We start from the raw sequence: 16844 nt of genomic DNA, 5'->3' as shown, positions 1-16844 counted from the left end.
GGTTGGCGCGTCCGCCGATTCAGGCGACCGGCGGGTCTTCCGCCTTATCCTCCGTCACAGGGCCGGCCTGCATGTGGGCGATGATCCGCTTCATCAGGCGGCCCAGCATTGCCCGCTCGTCCTCCGCCAGCCCGGCGACGGGCGGACCCAGCGACTGGCGCAAGGGGTCGCGATCGAGCAGTGCCCGACCTTCGTCGGTCAGGTCGAACAGCCAGCCTCGCTTGAATCCCGGATGCGGCCGGCGGACAAGCAGTCCCTTGTCCACCAGGGTGGAAACGGTGCGCGAAACCGGGGCGAGGTGGATCCGCTGGAACCGGGCCAGCGCCGTCAGCGTGCGTGCCGGCTCCGGCGAGTCGTGGAAATAGCGCAGCGCCACCCACTGCGCCGGGAAAAGCCCGTCGGCGAAGCCGATGCCATAGACAAGCCTGCTGACATGATCCAGCAGGGTGACCAGATCATCATCGGCAGTCCAACCGTCGCCCTGCGGCGTTTCCAACACGCGCGTCTCCCACTCCCGACACCACACCCAACCGACCGGCCGCAAGCTTTGTCGGGGACTGTATCGGAGTCAATACGCCAGCGGAAGCGGTGGTGTTCTCGCAAGCGTGGTGAAAGGGGTGGTGAAGTTCGCGCGGATTATCGGTGAAGAAAATCCATTGCGGTCCTCTGCAAATGTTTGGCGAAGCGTGGCCGCCGCCCCCACGTCTGTTCCTGTCCGGCATGCCGGCATCGGCGATCTTGCCCCGTCAACCGATGGACCAGAGGGACATGACCAGCTTTCCCCACACGACCAACGCCTTCCTGTTCGACCTGGACGGGACGCTGACCGACACCGTGTATCAGCATGTGCTGGCCTGGAAGGAGGCGCTCGACGAGGAGGGGATCGCGCTGTCGGTGTGGCGCATCCATCGCAAGATCGGCATGAGCGGCGGGCTGTTCACCAACATGCTGCTGCGCGAAACCGGGCTTGCCATCGACCAGGACCTTCTCGACCGGCTGCGGCGCCGCCATGCGGAGGCTTACAAGCGGCTGGCCGCCGGAGTCGTGCCGCTGCCCGGCGCGCGCGATCTGCTGGAGGCGCTGACCGGGATGGGCATCCCTTGGGCGATCGCCACCAGCGGACGGATGGAAACCGCGAGGCCCGCGCTGGAAAAGCTGGGTGTCGATCCCGGCCGGGCGGCGGTGGTGACCCGTGACGAGGTGCAATATGCCAAGCCGGACCCCGACCTGTTCCTGGCCGCGGCCGCCCGCATCGGCGTGGACATCGCGAGCGCCTTCGTGGTCGGGGACAGCATCTGGGACATGATCGCGGCCCAGCGGGCGCGGGCACTCGGTATCGGCCTGCTGTCCGGCGGCTATGGTCGGGAGGAATTGGAGCGCTCCGGTGCCCTGCGCGTCTACGAGGATCCCGCCGACATGCTGAAGCATCTGGACGAGGTCGGCGGGCGCCGCTGACCGGACGCCGTCCGAAGGCCGATCCTTCCGCCCGTCCTCTTGCCCGGGGCAGGCACAAAAAAAGAGCCGTCGGAAAACCGGCGGCTCTGAAGTCCGAGAGGAACGTCCAACAAGTTGTGCCGCGATCAGACCACGGCGCATCCAGCGGTACGAGGACTAATATACTAATATCCTATTCCCTTGGCAAGCATGTTCGGCCGCCCGTGAGCTTTTTTGTCCAGCTGCCGCTCGACCGAGGCGAAAAAAAGCCCCCCGGCGGAAAGGCCGGGGGGCGTTCGGGATCGCGGGACTGACGGATGCTCAGTCCGCGGTGCCGGTGACGGCGTTCGGGACCGACGGGGCGCCCTTCTTGCCGCGCTCGCCCAGGACCAGGGCGATGATCACGAAGGCGGTCAGGTCGAACACGGTCAGGCAGGCGAACAGCGGCTCGTAGCCGATCGTTGTGGCGAGCTGGCCGATGATCAGCGAGAAGATCATGCCGCCCATGTAGCCGGCCATGCCGCCGAAGCCGGTCGCCGTCGCGACGTCCTGCTTTTCGAAGGTGTCCGTGACCAGGGCGTAGAGCAGGCTCGACAGCATCTGGTGGGCGAAGGCACCCAGCGAGAACAGGAAGATGGCGGTGATCGGGCTGGCGGAGAAGCTGATCAGGGCCGGGCCGACCATGCACACCGCACCGATGCCGACGCCGGCGATGCGGGAGTTGACCAGCGACATCCTGAAGCGCTTCACGAAGAAGGGCGACAGGTAGCCGCTGAGGATGCAGCCGAGGTCACCGAACAGGAAGGGCAGCCAGGCGAACAGGGCGAACTGCTTGATGTCCATGCCACGCGTGGTGACCATGTACAGTGGGATCCAGAAGCTGAAGGTCTGCCACGCCGGCTCGGTCAGGAAGCGGGCGGCGGCGATGCTCCAGAACTTGCCCTTGCTCAGCACGCGCTTTACCGACGGCTTCGGCAGCTCGACATGCTCCTGGCCTTCCAGGATGTAGGCGTGCTCTTCCTTCGTCAGGCGCGGATGATTCTCGGGGTTGCGGTACAGCATGTACCACAGGACCGACATGCCGATGCCCAGCAGACCGGTGACGAGGAAGGCCTCCTGCCAGCCATAGGTCAGCGACAGCCAGATGACGAAGGGCGGGGCGACCATCGCGCCGATCGAGCTGCCGGTGTTGAACCAGCCGGTGGCGATCGAACGTTCCTTGGCCGGGAACCACAGGGTGGAGGTCTTCACGCCCGAGGGCATGGCGGCCGCCTCGCTGATGCCCAGCAGGCCGCGGAAGAAGGCCATCGACTGCCAGCCGCCGGCCAGCGCATGCATGGCGGCCGCGGTGCCCCAGACGAAGGCGAACATGGCGTAGCCGAGCTTCAGGCCGATCAGATCGGTGATGTAACCGGCGATCGGCTGCATCAGGCTGTAGCAGAGCTGAAAGGCGCTGACGATGAAGGAATACTGCTCGGTCGTGAAGTGGAGCTGTTCCTTGAGCGTCGGCGCCAGGATGCCCAGCGTGTTGCGGTCGATGTAGTTGACCACGGTGCCGAGCATCATCAGGGCAAGGATTTGCCACCGCAAACCACGGATCTTCTTCATTTTTTCCTCACAAGCCTGCTTCGGCAGGCGCCGGTGCGCACGTACAGGCCCTGGGCGGCTTTCCTTGGCCGGGACGCCTTGCCAGCGGGTATTCGGTGCCGGGCGACGGGTACGCTTCCGCTTGATTTCGAGAGGGCGGGAGCAGCGTTGAAGGCGTTATATTAATATATCAGTGAAGGCATCAAGTGATTTTCGTGACCGCCTTCGGCTTCAGCGAAAATGTCGCAGTCCGATGTTGCGGTGCGCTGATGTCTTCGCAGGCGCAGCATGTTCAGGGCCGTTGCCGGAAGCCCTTTCTTTGCTGCAATGCAACTTTGTCAGGAGGCGAAAGGCTGGTCATTCAGTTCGGATTTCTGCGAAAGAACGGGCGACCTTCCGCATCTGCATGTAGGAGGCCATGGCAGCCAGCGTCGATAAATGATCTGGATCAATGGGCTGTGCGCGCTTGGTGCCCGCGCGGTCCGCCCGCCTTGCGTGACCGCACCGGAGATTTCCCATGGCACGCCTGGACGACGGTGCATGTTGCGGTGCGACAAATTGAAACCTTCCTTGCAAAAGTAATATATCAGACCGTTGTGCAGCGCAGAGCGGCGGCGGGCGGAAAATCCGCGATGGACTGACACGCGTCATTGCGTCGATCCATCGGGAAGCAGACCCTTTTCCCTGGTCGACCGCCGTTTCCTGCCGCGTTTTCCGCCGGCTTCCATCGCTACCGGCCCTGCCCGTCAGAGACGCCCCACGGAGACGACCGTCGCCAAGCAAGAGGACTTTTCCCGCATGACCAATACCCCGACGCCCACAGCATCCACAGAGGCCGCATCGCGCTCCGCCCCGTCTTCCGCCCGCATCATGGACGGCAACGAGGCGGCGGCTTCGGTAGCCTACCGTGCCAGCGACGTGATCGCGATCTATCCCATCACGCCGTCCTCGCCGATGGGGGAGTTCGCCGACGAATGGTCGGCGGCGCGCCGTCCCAACCTGTGGGGAAGCGTCCCCGACGTGGTGGAGATGCAGTCGGAGGGTGGTGCGGCCGGTGCCGTCCATGGCGCTCTGCAGGCCGGCGCGCTGGCGACGACCTTCACGGCGTCGCAGGGCCTGCTGCTGATGATCCCCAATATGTACAAGATCGCCGGGGAACTGACGCCCTTCTGTATGCATGTGGCGGCCCGCACGCTGGCGACGCATGCGCTGTCGATCTTCGGCGACCATTCCGACGTGATGGCCTGCCGCCAGACCGGCTTCGCCATGCTTGCCTCGGCCAATGTGCAGGAAGCGCATGACATGGCGCTTGTCGCCCATGCCGCTACCCTGCGGGCGCGGGTGCCGTTTCTGCATTTCTTCGACGGGTTCCGCACCTCGCACGAATTCAATTGCGTCGAAACCCTGTCGGACGATGACCTCCGCGCGCTGATCGACGACGCCTGCGTCGACGCCCACCGCCGCCGCGGCCTGACGCCGGACCATCCCGTCGTCCGCGGCACCGCGCAGAATCCGGACGTCTTCTTCCAGGCCCGCGAGGCCGCCAACCCCTATTATGACGCCTGCCCGGCCATCGTGCAGGAGATGATGGACCAACTGGCCGTGCGCACCGGCCGCGCCTATCGCCTGTTCGACTATGCCGGCCATCCGCAGGCGGAGCGGGTGGTCGTCGTCATGGGCTCCGGTGCGGAGACCTGCGCCGGGGCGGTCCGGCGACTGGTGAAGGAGGGAGAGCGGGTGGGCTGCCTGACCGTCCGCCTGTTCCGCCCCTTCGCCATCGCTGATTTCATCTCGGCACTGCCGCCCACCGTCCGGCGCATAGCCGTGCTCGACCGCACCAAGGAGCCGGGTGCCGTTGCCGATCCGCTCTATCTCGACGTGGTCGCGGCCCTGGCGGAAGCCCGTGCCGCTGATCCGACGCTTGCCGAGCCGATGGTGATCGCCGGCCGCTATGGCCTGTCGTCCAAGGAATTCACCCCGGCGATGGCGAAGGCCGTGTTCGACGAGTTGAAGCGGGAGCGTCCGAAGCGCCGCTTCACCGTCGGCATCACCGACGACGTCACCCACCAGTCGATTCCCTGGGATCCGGCCTGGGGTATGGAAGAGCCGGGCGTTTCCCGCGCGGTCTTCTTCGGGCTCGGTGCCGACGGCACGGTGGGCGCCAACAAGAATTCGATCAAGATCATCCAGGCGCGCACCGCCAAATCGCAAACCGGCGGCCATGCCCAGGCCTATTTCGTCTATGACAGCCGCAAGTCCGGCTCCACCACCGTGTCGCACCTGCGATTCGCGAGGGAGCCGATCCATGCGCCATACCTGATCGGTCAGGCCGAGTTCGTCGCCTGTCATCATCTGCCGCTGATGGAGCGGGTGGAGGTGGTGGAGATGGCCGCCCCTGGCGCCACCGTTCTGCTGAACGCCCCCGGAACGCCGCAACAGGTGTGGGACGCCCTGCCGGCGGAAGTGCAGCACATCTGCATCGAGCGCAAGCTGTCGCTCCATGCCATCGATGCCGGCGCGGTCGCGCGCGAGGTCGGGCTCGGCCGCCGCGTCAACACCATCATGCAAACCTGTTTCTTCGCCCTGTCGGGCGTGATGCCGGTCGAGGATGCCATCGCCGACATCAAGGCCGCCATCGTCAAAACCTACTCCCGCCGCGGCGAGGAGGTGGTGAAGCGCAACATCGCCGCCGTCGATCAGGCGCTCGCCCATCTCCGTGCCGTGCCGGTGCCGGAACACGTCACCGCCGACCATTGGCGGCCGGCCCCGGTGCCGGAGACGGCGCCCGATTTCGTGAAGCGCGTCACCGCCATGATGATCGCCGGCCATGGCGACCGGCTGCCGGTGTCCGCCTTCCCGGTGGACGGCACCTGGCCGACCGGCACCTCCAAATATGAACGCCGCAGCATCGCGGCGGAGGCGCCCAGCTGGAACGCCGACCTCTGCATCGAGTGCAACAAATGCGTGCTGGTCTGCCCGCACGCGGCGATCCGCGCCACGGTGGTGCCTGAGTCGGCGCTGGCGGATGCGCCGGCCGGCTTCGAGACCATCCCCTACAAGGGCCGCGAGTTCCCCGGTGGGCGCTATCGCCTGCAGGCCTCGCCGGCCGATTGTACCGGCTGCACGCTCTGCGTCGCCGCCTGTCCCGCACAGGACAAGGGAGGTTCCGGCCGCAAGGCGCTGGAGATGCGGCCGGTCCGGGAACTGGCCGGCGAACAGGAGGCCTTCGATTTCTTCCGCAGCCTGCCGGCCATCCCGCGCGAGTCGGTCCCGGCGACCGTCAAGCACTCCCAACTGCTGGAACCGCTGTTCGAGTTCTCCGGCGCCTGCGCCGGCTGCGGCGAGACGCCCTACATCAAGATGCTGACCCAGCTGTTCGGCGACCGCATGGTGATGGCGAACGCCACCGGCTGCTCGTCGATCTATGGCGGCAACCTGCCGACCACCCCCTACACCACCGACGCCAGCGGCCATGGCCCGGCCTGGGCCAACTCGCTGTTCGAGGACAATGCGGAGTTCGGGCTCGGCATGCGCGTCGCCATCGACCAGATGGCCGAACAGGCGCGCGACACGCTGGTGTTTCTGTCCGCCCGACTGGAACCCGGTCTGGTGACGGAGCTGCTGCAGGCCGACCAGTCCGATTCGGCCGGCATCGCCGCCCAGCGCGTCCGCGTCGCCGCCCTGATGGGGCAGCTCGCCGCGGTGAAGGACCCGCTGGCCCGCCGGCTGGAGCAGTTGGCGGACTATCTGGTCCGCAAATGCGTGTGGATCGTCGGTGGCGACGGCTGGGCCTACGACATCGGCTATGGCGGGCTCGACCATGCGCTGGCATCCGGGCGCGACGTCAACATCCTGGTGATGGACACGGAGGTCTATTCCAACACCGGCGGCCAGCAGTCCAAGGCGACTCCGATCGGCGCCTCCGCCAAGTTCGCGACCGCCGGACGGTCGGCCGCCAAGAAGGATCTGGGACTGATGGCGATGGCCTACGACCATGTCTATGTCGCCCGCACCGCCTTCGGAGCCCGCGACAGCCACACGTTGAACGCCCTGATGGAGGCGGAGGCCTATCGCGGTCCATCGCTGGTGCTGGCCTACAGCCATTGCGTCGCCCATGGCTTCGAACTGTCGCACGGGCTGGAGCATCAGAAGCTGGCGGTGGACAGCGGCCACTGGTCGCTCTACCGCCGCGACCCGCGCCGGCTCGCTGACGGCAAGACCGCCCTGCAGTTGGACAGCGGCGCCCCCTCCGCCGGTCTTGCGGCATTCATGGCCGGCGAGTCGCGCTTCAGCGCGGTGGAGCGCAGCAACCCCGAGCGCTACCACGCCCTGCTGGACGAGGCCGAGGCGGAAATCCGCCGTAAGCGCCACCTGTTCGAGCATATGGCGGGGTTCAAGGAGTAGTTGCGGCGGATGCCCCCTCCCTAACCCTCCCCCACCTACGGTGGGAGAGGGGACTGCCATCGCTTTGGCACTTAGGTCACGCCGACAAATGTCCTGTCCCCTCTCCCGCGAAGAGGGGGAGGGATGGGGAGGGGGCATCCGCCGTAATAAACCCTCCCCGAACCACAATTGCCGCACCCTTTTCCCTTGCGCCGAAGATTAATATATTAGTATATTGAACCTGTCGCCCATGCCTGTTCCGATGGCGCCGGCCCAGCCTTTTTGCTCCTGTAAGGATGCCCTGTCATGCGTTCCCTGACCCGTGACCAGCTTGCCGGTGGCGCGTTCGACGTCGCCCATACCGGCGGTGCGCCGACCCTGCCCGTGACCATTCTTCAGGTGGGCGACGGCAATTTCCTGCGCGGTTTCGTCGATTGGATGGTCGATGTCGCCAACGGCCAGGGGCTGACCAAAGCCGGTGTCGCCATTGCCCAGCCGCTGGACCAGGGCATCGCCAACCTGCTGAAGGCGCAGGACAACCTCTACACGGTGCTGCTGCGCGGCATCGAAGGCGGGCGCGAGGTCGAATCCCGCCGCGTCGTCTCCTGCGTGTCGGAAGCGCTGAACCCCTATGCCGACTGGGCGCGGATGGTGGAACTGGCCTCCTCGCCGGCCCTGCGCTTCTTCGTTTCCAACACGACCGAGGCCGGCATCGCCGACCGCGAGGAGCCCTACACCCCCGGCACCTGCCAGGACAGCTTCCCGGCGAAGGTCGCGGCCCTGCTGCATGCCCGCTACACCGCGCTGGGCGGCAGCGCCGACAGCGGCCTCGTCTTCCTGCCCTGCGAGCTGATCGAGGCCAACGGTGCCAACCTGAAGCGCATCGTGCTGGCCCATGCCAAGCGCTGGGGCCTGGAGGCCGGCTTCGCCGACTGGGTGGAGACGCACAACCATTTCCTGAACACGCTGGTCGACCGCATCGTCCCCGGCTATCCGAAGGACGAGGCCGCCGCGCTCAGCGCCAAGTGGGGCTATGAGGACCGGCTGGCCGTCGCCGCCGAGCCCTTCCATGTCTGGGTGATCGAGGGGCCGGCCCATCTGGCCGAGGAACTGCCGCTGCACAAGGCCGGGCTGAACGTGGTCTGGACCGACGATTTGCAGCCCTACCGCACCCGCAAGGTCCGCATCCTCAACGGCGCCCACACCGCCAGCGCGCTGGCCGCCTACTGCGCCGGCCTCGACACTGTCAAATCGATGATGGACGACCCGACCGTGTCGGCCTATCTGAACACGGTGATGTTCGAGGAAATCGTCCCCTACGTGCCGCTGCCCGAGGCGGAGCGGCAGGACTATGCCCGCACCATCATGGAGCGCTTCGGCAACCCCTATATCCGGCACGAGTTGATCTCCATCACGCTCAACTCGGTGTCGAAATGGCAGGTGCGCGTGCTGCCCAGCCTTAAGGACGCCGTGGCCCGCAACGGGCAGGCTCCGGCCGGCCTGTCCTTCTCGCTTGCGGCGCTGCTGCGCTTCTACCGCGGCTTCGTCATCAACGGCGCCTACACCGGCGAGCGAGAGGCGGGATCCTACCCGATCAGCGACAATGCCGAGGTGATCGCCGCCATGGGCGCCGCCTGGGCCGCCAATGCCGGCGATCTGCGGGCGCTGGCGGTCGCGATCCTGTCGGACGTCCGGCTGTGGAAGGAAGACCTGACCGCCATCCCCGGCCTGGCCGCCCGCGTCGCCGACAGCCTTGCCGCCATCGAGGCGAAGGGCATGAAGGCCGCCATGGCCGATCTGGTTGGCGCGGAACTGGTTGCCGGCTGATCCGGCTCGCGTGATCGCAGAGCGGGGCGTGTCCGTATGGGCGCGTCCCGCAAGGCACGGCTTCGATGACACCGACACTGACCCTTCGCATTGCCGAGTTGGAACTCGACGCGGCGGTGCTTCGCCATCGCCTGTTGCATATCCCCCTGGCTCTGCAGGAAGATTGCGGCCTGTGGGCGAGCCACAGGACGATCGGGCGGCAGGCGATGACCCTGTTCCGTGCCGTCCGGCAGGAAACCCGCGACAGCGGCGACGAGGACGAATGCGATCAGGCGCTCAGCCGGATCGAAGCGGCCTATCAGCTCGTCCATGACGCGATCCAATCCCTGTCCGTGCTGGCTCTCGCAGACCTGCCGACCCGCCACTGACGGGCGGCGATTTACGATGCGTGAGGAAGACCGACGATGCAGACGACCGAATCGAGGAAGCGGACACGCCGCGGCACCCAACGGGTGACCATGACCGACGTGGCGAACGCCGCCGACGTGTCGCCCAGCACCGTGTCGCTCTATCTCCGTCGTCCGGGGGCGGTGTCCCGCCATCTCGCCGAGCGGATCGCCCGCGTCATCGACGAGATGGGCTATGTGCCCAATCTGGTGGCCGGCAGCCTCGCCGCGGCGCGCAGCCGCACCGTCGGCGTCATCCTGCCCTCCATCCTGAACTCCTTCTTCGCCGAGACCTACAACACGCTGCAAGGGATGTTCCAGGCGGCGCATTACCAGACCCTGCTGGGCGTCAGCGAATTCAGCCCGGAGGAAGAGGAAAGCCTGATTCGCGCCTTTCTCGCCTGGTCGCCGGCGGCGATGGTTGTGACCGGCTTCCACCACACCGAGCGGACCCGCGCCATGCTGGCGTCCTGCGGGGTGCCGGTGGTGGAGATGTGGGACATGCCGAGCCATCCCGGCGAGGCCATCGGCATCAGCGTCGGCTTCTCGCATTTCGAGGTCGGCCGCATGCAGACCAGCCACCTCTACGACCAGGGCAGCCGCAAGGTCGCCTATATCGGCGCCGCCGCCCATCAGGACCTGCGTGTGCGCAGCCGCACCGACGGCTATGAGGCGGAGGTTCTGCGGCGGGGCCTGCACGAGCCCATCGACTTCACCGTGCCCGACGCCGCCACGACGGAGGTCGGCCGCTGGCTGATCGACGAGATCCTGACGCGACACCCCGACATCGACGGCGTGGTCTGCTCCAACGACGCGCTGGCGCTGGGCGTCCTGTTCGAAGTGACCCGCCGCGACCTGCGGGTGCCGGACGATCTGGCGGTGGTCGGCTTCGGCGATCTGCCCTTCAGCAACTCCTGCCCGCCGCCGCTGACGACCGTCCGCCCGCCCCAACGCGAGATCGGCCGCCTCAGCGCGACGCAGATTCTCGCGGCACTGGATGGAGGCCGTACCACGCCGCAGCACCACAACTTGGAGTGCGAGCTGGTGATCCGCGGCAGCACACGGCCGGTGGGGAGGGGTTAGGAGGCTGGAGGCACCCCCTCCTTTAAGGAACTAAGGCGCCGTTTCCATACCTTTATACGCGTGTGGTTGACGATGTTTATTATCGTTAGGATAATAAGCAACATTAAGCACAACCCATAACGCAGGGTGGATAGGCTCATGGCGCTCGGACTGCACTCATCCCGCCGTAATTTCCTTGTCGGCGCCGGCCGGTTTGCCGGGGCGGCGGCCGCGGTGCAACTGATGCCGGGATCCGCCTTTGCGGCGGAGGCGGGTGGGGCGTACTGCCCGCCGCCCTCGGCCTGGTCCGATCTGGCGAAGGCGATGAAGGGCGGGGTGCTGCGGCCGGAGGATCCGTTCTTCGCCGATGTCTGCCGCCCCAACAACCTGCGCTATGGCGCCACCCTGCCGGCAGGCATCGCCCGCTGCGCAAGCGCCGCGGATGTCCAGGCCTGCATCCAGTGGGTGAAGCAGCAGGCCATGCCCTTCGCCGTTCGCTCCGGCGGCCACAGCTACGCCGGCTTCTCCACCACGCCCGGCCTGCTGATCGACATGACCAAGATGGCGGGAGCGGAACTGCTGCCGGGCAAGGACGGGCTGGTCAAGGTCCTGGGCGGCACGCTCAACTCCGCCGTCTACAAGCAGATGGAACGGCTGGGCCGCACCATCACCCATGGGCGCTGCGATTCCGTCGGCGCCGCCGGCTTCCTGCTGGGTGGCGGCATCGGCTTCAACATGCGCAAGTACGGCATGGCCTCCGACCTGCTGCGCGCGACCGAACTGGTGACCGCCGACGGCAGCCACGTCAAGGCCGATGCAAACACCGACTCTGCCATTTATTGGGCCTGCCGAGGCGGCGGCGGCGGCAATTTCGGCATCAACACCTCCTTCACCCTGGAAACCCGCCCGGCGGAGGCGGTGACGGTCTTCAATCTGACCTGGACCGACAAACTGCCGAAGGTGCTGAAGCTTCTGCTGACCGAACTGGCGACCGCGCCCGACGATTTCGGCAGCAAGATCAACGTCACCATCCCCAGCCGGCAGGAACAGTGCGACAAGGTGCCGGTCAGCGTCTCCATCCTCGGCCAGCTTCACAAGTCGAAGATGACGCTGAAGGAAATTTTCAAATCCACCTGGGAGTGGATCGACTGGTCCAAGTCGACGGTGATGGAGGATGTGCCCTATTGGGCGGCGCAGGACTTTCTGGTCGAGACGACATTCCCCTATTATTATCAGGAAAAGTCCAGCTACATGAAGGCGGCGGACATCGGCGACGAGGCCATCGCCGCGATGTTCGACTGGGCGGCGAAGATGCCCGCCACCTCGATGCCGGTGGTCTTCAAGTTCTTCCAGGTCGGCGGCGCCATCAACCGGGTCGGTCCGACCGAGACCGCCTATGTCCACCGCGGCTATGATTGGCTGTTCTCGATCGAGGCCAACTGGTGGCGGCCGACGGATTCCGCCCTGCTGATCGAACAGGCGCTGGAGTGGCAGCAGCGCTTCTACGACGATGTGAACCGCCGGACCAGGGCGCAGGGGGCTTTCCAGAACTTCCCCGACCCGTCGCTAGCCGATTGGCAGCGGGCCTATTACGGCGAGAATCTTGCCAAGCTGGCCGAGGTGAAGAAGGCGGTCGATCCGACCATGCTCTTCACCTTCGCGCAGGCGATCCGCCCGGCGTGATGTCGGGCTGGGCTGCGGGAGGTCAGTCCGCCCGCAGCCCCCGCGCCTGGAACTGCCCGCGCACCCGCTCCACCAGTTCGCGCGAGGGCGGCTCGGTATCGCCCAGCATGTATTTGCGGCCCAGCGCTTTCCATTTGTGCTCGCCCATCTTATGGAAGGGCAGAACGTCGACCCGGTCGACGACACCGAGCCCGGCCACGAAATCGGCCAGACCGTCGATCTCGGTCGCGTCGTCGGTCAGGTTCGGGACCAGCACATAGCGCAGCCAGATGCGCTTGTTCAGCCCGGCGAGCCGTTCGGCGAATTCCAGCGTCGGGCGCAGCGGAACGCCGGTCAGATGGCGGTAGGTCTTTTCCGAAAAGGCCTTGATGTCGAGAAGGACGAGGTCGACGTCCTCCAGCAGATGGTCGTCGGCATGGTTGCCGAGGAAGCCGGAGGTGTCGAGCGCGGTGTGCATGCCCAACGCCTTCGCCCCGCGCAGGATGGCGGCGGTGAATTCCGGCTGGACCAGCGGCTCGCCGCCGCTCAAGGTCAGCCCGCCATGGGCCCGCTTCAGGAATTCGGCATAGAGCTTGATGTCGTCCAGCACTTCCGCGGATGTGGTCCGCGTCCCGTCATGCATGTGCTGGGTGTCGGGATTGTGGCAGTAGAGGCAGCGCAGCGGGCAGCCCGACATGAACAGGACATAGCGGATTCCCGGCCCGTCCACCGTGCCGCCGGTTTCGACCGAATGGATCCATCCGGAGACGGAGCCGGGGCGGGCTTGGGTGAGGGGGGATGTCATTGCTTCAGGGATCCAATTTGAAAACTCTGCGCCCTTCGGAGGTGCATCGGGGCGTTTGCAGGCATGTAAGTCGCGGGACATGCGAATAAAGCCCCTCTCCCTCGATGGGAGAGGGGCTTGTATTTTGGAGTGAAGGGAAGCCGTTCACGCCCCTCAGTGCTTGTCGTGGAACGTGCGGCTGATGACGTCGAGCTGCTGCTCTCGCGTCAGCTTGATGAAGTTCACCGCATAGCCGGACACCCGAATGGTCAGCTGCGGATACAGCTCCGGATGGTCCATGGCGTGCAGCAGCGTCTCGCGGTCGAAGACGTTGACGTTGATGTGATGGCCGCCCTGGGCGGCATAGCCGTCCAGCATGCCGACCAGATTGTCCACGCGCTCGTCTTCCGTCCGGCCGAGAGCGCCGGGGACGATGGTGAAGGTGTAGCTGATGCCGTCCTGCGCATGGGCGTAGGGCAGCTTGGCGACACTGGCCATCGACGCGACGGCACCCTTCTTGTCCCGCCCGTGCATCGGGTTGGCACCCGGCGCGAAGGGCTGGCCGGCCTTGCGGCCGTCCGGCGTGTTGCCGGTCTTCTTGCCGTAGACCACGTTGGAGGTGATCGTCAGCACCGACTGCGTCGGCATCGCGTTCCGGTAGGGCTTCTGCTTGCGCAGGGCCGTCATGAAGCGCTCGACCGCCCACACCGCGATGTCGTCCACCCGGGCGTCATTGTTGCCGAAGGCCGGATAGTCGCCCTCGATCTCGAAATCGGTGGCGAGACCGTTCTCGTCGCGGATGACCTTCACCTTGGCATGCTTGATCGCCGACAGGCTGTCCGCCACCACGCTGAGGCCGGCGATGCCGCAGGCCATCGTGCGCAGGATGTCGCGGTCGTGCAGGGCCATCTCCATCCGCTCGTACATGTACTTGTCGTGCATGTAGTGGATGGCGTTCAGCGCGTTCATGTAGACCTTGGCCAGCCACTCCATCATCGGCTCGAAGCGGGCCATGACCTCGTCATAGTCCAGCACGTCGCCGGTGATCGGGGCGAAGGCCGGGCCGATCTGCTCGCCCGAAACCTCGTCCTTGCCGCCGTTGATGGCGTACATCAGCGTCTTGGCCAAGTTGGCGCGGGCGCCGAAGAACTGCATCTGCTTGCCGATGCGCATCGCGGACACGCAGCAGGCGATGCCGTAGTCGTCGCCCCAATAGCCGCGCATCAGGTCGTCGTTCTCGTACTGGACCGAGCAGGTCTTGATCGAGGTGTCGGCGCAGAAGCGCTTGAAGCCTTCCGGCAGCTTCTCCGACCACAGAACCGTCAGGTTCGGTTCCGGCGCCGGGCCCAGGTTGTGCAGGGTCTGCAGCATGCGGAAGTTGGTCTTGGTGACCAGCGTCCGGCCGTCCAGCCCCATGCCGCCGAGGCATTCCGTGACCCAGGTCGGGTCGCCCGAGAACAGCTGGTCGTATTCCGGCGTGCGCAGGAAGCGGACCAGACGCAGCTTCATGACGAAATGGTCGATCATCTCCTGGGCCTCGGCCTCGGTGATGACGCCGTCGCGCAGGTCGCGGTCGATATAGATGTCGAGGAAGCTGGACACGCGGCCCAGCGACATGGCCGCGCCGTTGGCTTCCTTGACCGCCGCCAGATAGGCCAGATAGGTCCACTGCACCGCCTCGCGCGCCGTTGCGGCCGGACGCTTGACGTCGAAGCCGTAGGAGGCGGCCATCTGGACCAGCTCCTTCAGCGCGCGGATCTGCTCGGAGATCTCCTCGCGCAGGCGCAGGACGTCCTCGTCGATGCGGCTGACTTCCAGCGAGGCCAGTTGGGCCTTCTTGTCCTTGATCAGGAAATCGGCGCCGTACAGCGCCAGCCGGCGATAGTCGCCGATGATGCGGCCGCGGCCATAGGCATCAGGCAGGCCGGTGATGACGCCGGACTTGCGGCAGCGCAGCATCTCGGGCGTGTAAACGTCGAACACGCCGTCATTGTGCGTCTTGCGCAGGCTGGGGAACACCTCCTCCAGCTTCGGCGACGGCGTGTAGCCGTAAGCCTCCAGGCCGGTCTTGACCATGCGCCAGCCGCCGAACGGCATGATGGCGCGCTTCAGCGGCTTGTCGGTCTGCAGGCCGACGATCACTTCCAGTTCGCGGTCGATATAGCCGGCGGCGTGCGAGGTGATGGAGGCGAAGATTTCGGTGTCGGCATCCAGCACGCCGCCCTTGGCGGCGCGTTCCTGCTTCAACAGGTCGGTGACCTTGGCGAACAGCGCGGTGGTGCGGGCGGTGGGGCCGGCGACGAAGCCTGCATCGCCTTCATAGGGGCACAGGTTGCGCTGGATGAAATCGCGGACGTCGACCGAGCGGCGCCAGACGCCCGGGGCGAAGCCGCGCCAGGGGTCGGCGGCGGACTGCTGCTCCGTGGCCTGGGCAAGTCCGTCCATCAGCAGGGTGTCCATGATGACTCCTCAGAGATTTAGCCGTCGGCGCGGGTCGAATGCCGTGTCGGCGGTCTCGTGGTGCCCGCGAACCGCGCGGGACGATTGGAAGCATAGGCGCGATCGGCGCCAAATTCGTTGATACACGTCATATTTTCAGACCGGGCGGGGCTAGGCGATTGCCGTGTTTGCGCCCGCTCTGTAGTTTTACTACATACTCCCGGACGGTCTTCCGAACAAGGCGAACAGGCTCGACATTTTGTCGCAGGGTGAGGCGCAGCAAGTTGGAAACGCGTGGAAAGCGCGTATCCCCGCCGCGACGGAATCGGTCGTTCGCAGCGCTGTATATGTAGCTTTGCTACATGTGCTAGGCTGACCCACATTCAGAAGGGAGCGACCCCCACATGCTGGCGAGAATCGCCGCCGTCCGCGACCAGATCCGGCCTTCGGAACGCAAACTGGCGGACTATGCGATGGCCCATCCGGGCGATGTCATCAACCTGTCCATGGCCGAATTGGCCGACCGCGTCGGGGTGAGCGAGCCGACGGTGGCCCGCTTCTGTTCGGCCCTCGGTTGCCGCGGCTTCCGCGAGTTCAAGATCAAGCTGGCGCAGGACATCGCCGGCGGCATGCCCTTCCTGCATCAGGACCTGTCGGTGGACGGGGAACTGAATGCGGATGGCGGAGTGCCGGGGGCGGTGCTGGCCGGCAAACTGTTCGACCGAACCATCGCCACGCTGATGCAGGTGCGTAACAACCTGCCGGCCGACGCGGTGGACCGTGCCGCCGACGTGCTGGCGGCTTCGCGTCGGATCGAGTTCTACGGTTCGGGCAATTCGGGCACGGTGGCGGAGGACATCCAGCGCAAGTTCTTCCGGCTGGGCATTCCGACCGTCGCCTACACCGATTCCCACATCTATTTCGCGTCCGCCCTCACGCTGACGAAGGGCGATGCGGTGGTGGCTGTGTCCAGCACCGGCCGGACCCGCGACATCCTGGACGCCGTCCAGAACGCCCGCAAGGCCGGCGCCGACGTGATCGCCCTGACCCGCTCCGGCACGCCGCTGGCGGAGATGGCGACGGTCAGTCTCGTGGCCGACATCGCCGACGATTTCGACATCCACTCTCCCATGACCGTCCGCATCGCGCATCTGGTGCTGGGCGACATCCTGTCCATCGCCGTGGCCCTGCGCATGGGCGACACCCTGCAGGAGCGCCTGAAGCGCCACGACCGCGCCGTCGACGCCCATGTTTCGGAAAAGGCGGCGGAGCGATAGGCG

General features: G+C 66.0%; 11 protein-coding genes. 7 read left to right on the top strand and 4 right to left on the bottom strand.

All coding sequences use genetic code 11. The features are described from left to right. Positions 1 to 19: 19 nt before the first annotated feature. Positions 20 to 499, bottom strand: a complete 480-nt coding sequence (locus FZ983_RS22115) for a MarR family transcriptional regulator (protein WP_149225648.1) — start codon at positions 497 to 499, stop codon at positions 20 to 22. 269 nt (positions 500 to 768) lie between these two features. Between FZ983_RS22115 and FZ983_RS22110 the strand changes: the two genes are divergently transcribed. Then, positions 769 to 1455 (top strand): HAD family hydrolase, encoded by a 687-nt coding sequence (locus tag FZ983_RS22110; RefSeq protein ID WP_149225647.1) that lies wholly within the window; start codon positions 769 to 771, stop codon positions 1453 to 1455. A gap of 300 nt (positions 1456 to 1755) precedes the next feature. Here FZ983_RS22110 and FZ983_RS22105 read toward each other — a convergent pair whose 3' ends face one another. Continuing rightward, positions 1756 to 3042, bottom strand: coding sequence for an MFS transporter (locus FZ983_RS22105; RefSeq protein ID WP_149225646.1), 1287 nt, complete (start codon positions 3040 to 3042; stop codon positions 1756 to 1758). Positions 3043 to 3891: 849 nt separating this feature from the next. Here FZ983_RS22105 and nifJ point away from each other — a divergent pair. The 5 genes from nifJ (at position 3892) to FZ983_RS22075 (ending at position 12362) form a co-directional block, all read left to right on the top strand. Next, positions 3892 to 7425: a pyruvate:ferredoxin (flavodoxin) oxidoreductase gene (gene nifJ, locus FZ983_RS22095; RefSeq protein ID WP_149225767.1), complete on the top strand. Its 3534-nt coding sequence runs from the start codon at positions 3892 to 3894 to the stop codon at positions 7423 to 7425. Between the two features lie 285 nt (positions 7426 to 7710). Next, positions 7711 to 9231, top strand: a complete 1521-nt coding sequence (locus FZ983_RS22090; protein WP_149225645.1) for a tagaturonate reductase — start codon at positions 7711 to 7713, stop codon at positions 9229 to 9231. A gap of 65 nt (positions 9232 to 9296) precedes the next feature. After that, positions 9297 to 9599, top strand: a complete 303-nt coding sequence (locus tag FZ983_RS22085; RefSeq protein WP_149225644.1) for a hypothetical protein — start codon at positions 9297 to 9299, stop codon at positions 9597 to 9599. Between the two features lie 36 nt (positions 9600 to 9635). Then, positions 9636 to 10700 carry a LacI family DNA-binding transcriptional regulator gene (locus tag FZ983_RS22080; protein ID WP_149225643.1) on the top strand — a complete coding sequence of 355 codons (1065 nt, stop codon included), beginning with the start codon at positions 9636 to 9638 and terminating at the stop codon, positions 10698 to 10700. Between the two features lie 138 nt (positions 10701 to 10838). Continuing rightward, complete coding sequence (locus FZ983_RS22075; RefSeq protein WP_149225642.1) at positions 10839 to 12362, top strand: FAD-binding oxidoreductase; 1524 nt, start codon at positions 10839 to 10841, stop codon at positions 12360 to 12362. A 22-nt stretch (positions 12363 to 12384) separates the two neighbouring features. On the opposite strand, the gene pflA is transcribed toward FZ983_RS22075, so the two are convergent. Beyond that, complete coding sequence (pflA, locus tag FZ983_RS22070) at positions 12385 to 13146, bottom strand: pyruvate formate-lyase-activating protein (protein ID WP_149225641.1); 762 nt, start codon at positions 13144 to 13146, stop codon at positions 12385 to 12387. A 153-nt stretch (positions 13147 to 13299) separates the two neighbouring features. Next, complete coding sequence (gene pflB / locus FZ983_RS22065; RefSeq protein ID WP_149225640.1) at positions 13300 to 15585, bottom strand: formate C-acetyltransferase; 2286 nt, start codon at positions 15583 to 15585, stop codon at positions 13300 to 13302. A 383-nt stretch (positions 15586 to 15968) separates the two neighbouring features. On the opposite strand from pflB, the gene FZ983_RS22060 reads away from it, so the two are divergent. After that, positions 15969 to 16841 (top strand): MurR/RpiR family transcriptional regulator, encoded by an 873-nt coding sequence (locus FZ983_RS22060; RefSeq protein ID WP_149225639.1) that lies wholly within the window; start codon positions 15969 to 15971, stop codon positions 16839 to 16841. Positions 16842 to 16844 lie beyond the last annotated feature (3 nt).

Origin of the sequence: Azospirillum sp. B21 (assembly GCF_008364825.1) — a bacterium.
Lineage (GTDB): Bacteria > Pseudomonadota > Alphaproteobacteria > Azospirillales > Azospirillaceae > Azospirillum.
The sequence above is the reverse complement of the archived record's forward strand: the minus strand, read 5'-3'. Positions and strand labels throughout refer to the sequence as shown.

What these genes read in the sequence shown, in the direction of transcription:
- FZ983_RS22110 (WP_149225647.1), top strand. Translation starts at nt 769, where the DNA reads ATGACCAGCTTTCCCCACACGACCAACGCCTTCCTGTTCGACCTGGAC.
- FZ983_RS22105 (WP_149225646.1), bottom strand. Translation starts at nt 3,042, where the DNA reads ATGAAGAAGATCCGTGGTTTGCGGTGGCAAATCCTTGCCCTGATGATG.
- nifJ (WP_149225767.1), top strand. Translation starts at nt 3,892, where the DNA reads ATGGACGGCAACGAGGCGGCGGCTTCGGTAGCCTACCGTGCCAGCGAC.
- FZ983_RS22090 (WP_149225645.1), top strand. Translation starts at nt 7,711, where the DNA reads ATGCGTTCCCTGACCCGTGACCAGCTTGCCGGTGGCGCGTTCGACGTC.
- FZ983_RS22085 (WP_149225644.1), top strand. Translation starts at nt 9,297, where the DNA reads ATGACACCGACACTGACCCTTCGCATTGCCGAGTTGGAACTCGACGCG.
- FZ983_RS22080 (WP_149225643.1), top strand. Translation starts at nt 9,636, where the DNA reads ATGCAGACGACCGAATCGAGGAAGCGGACACGCCGCGGCACCCAACGG.
- FZ983_RS22075 (WP_149225642.1), top strand. Translation starts at nt 10,839, where the DNA reads ATGGCGCTCGGACTGCACTCATCCCGCCGTAATTTCCTTGTCGGCGCC.
- pflA (WP_149225641.1), bottom strand. Translation starts at nt 13,146, where the DNA reads ATGACATCCCCCCTCACCCAAGCCCGCCCCGGCTCCGTCTCCGGATGG.
- pflB (WP_149225640.1), bottom strand. Translation starts at nt 15,585, where the DNA reads ATGGACACCCTGCTGATGGACGGACTTGCCCAGGCCACGGAGCAGCAG.
- FZ983_RS22060 (WP_149225639.1), top strand. Translation starts at nt 15,969, where the DNA reads ATGCTGGCGAGAATCGCCGCCGTCCGCGACCAGATCCGGCCTTCGGAA.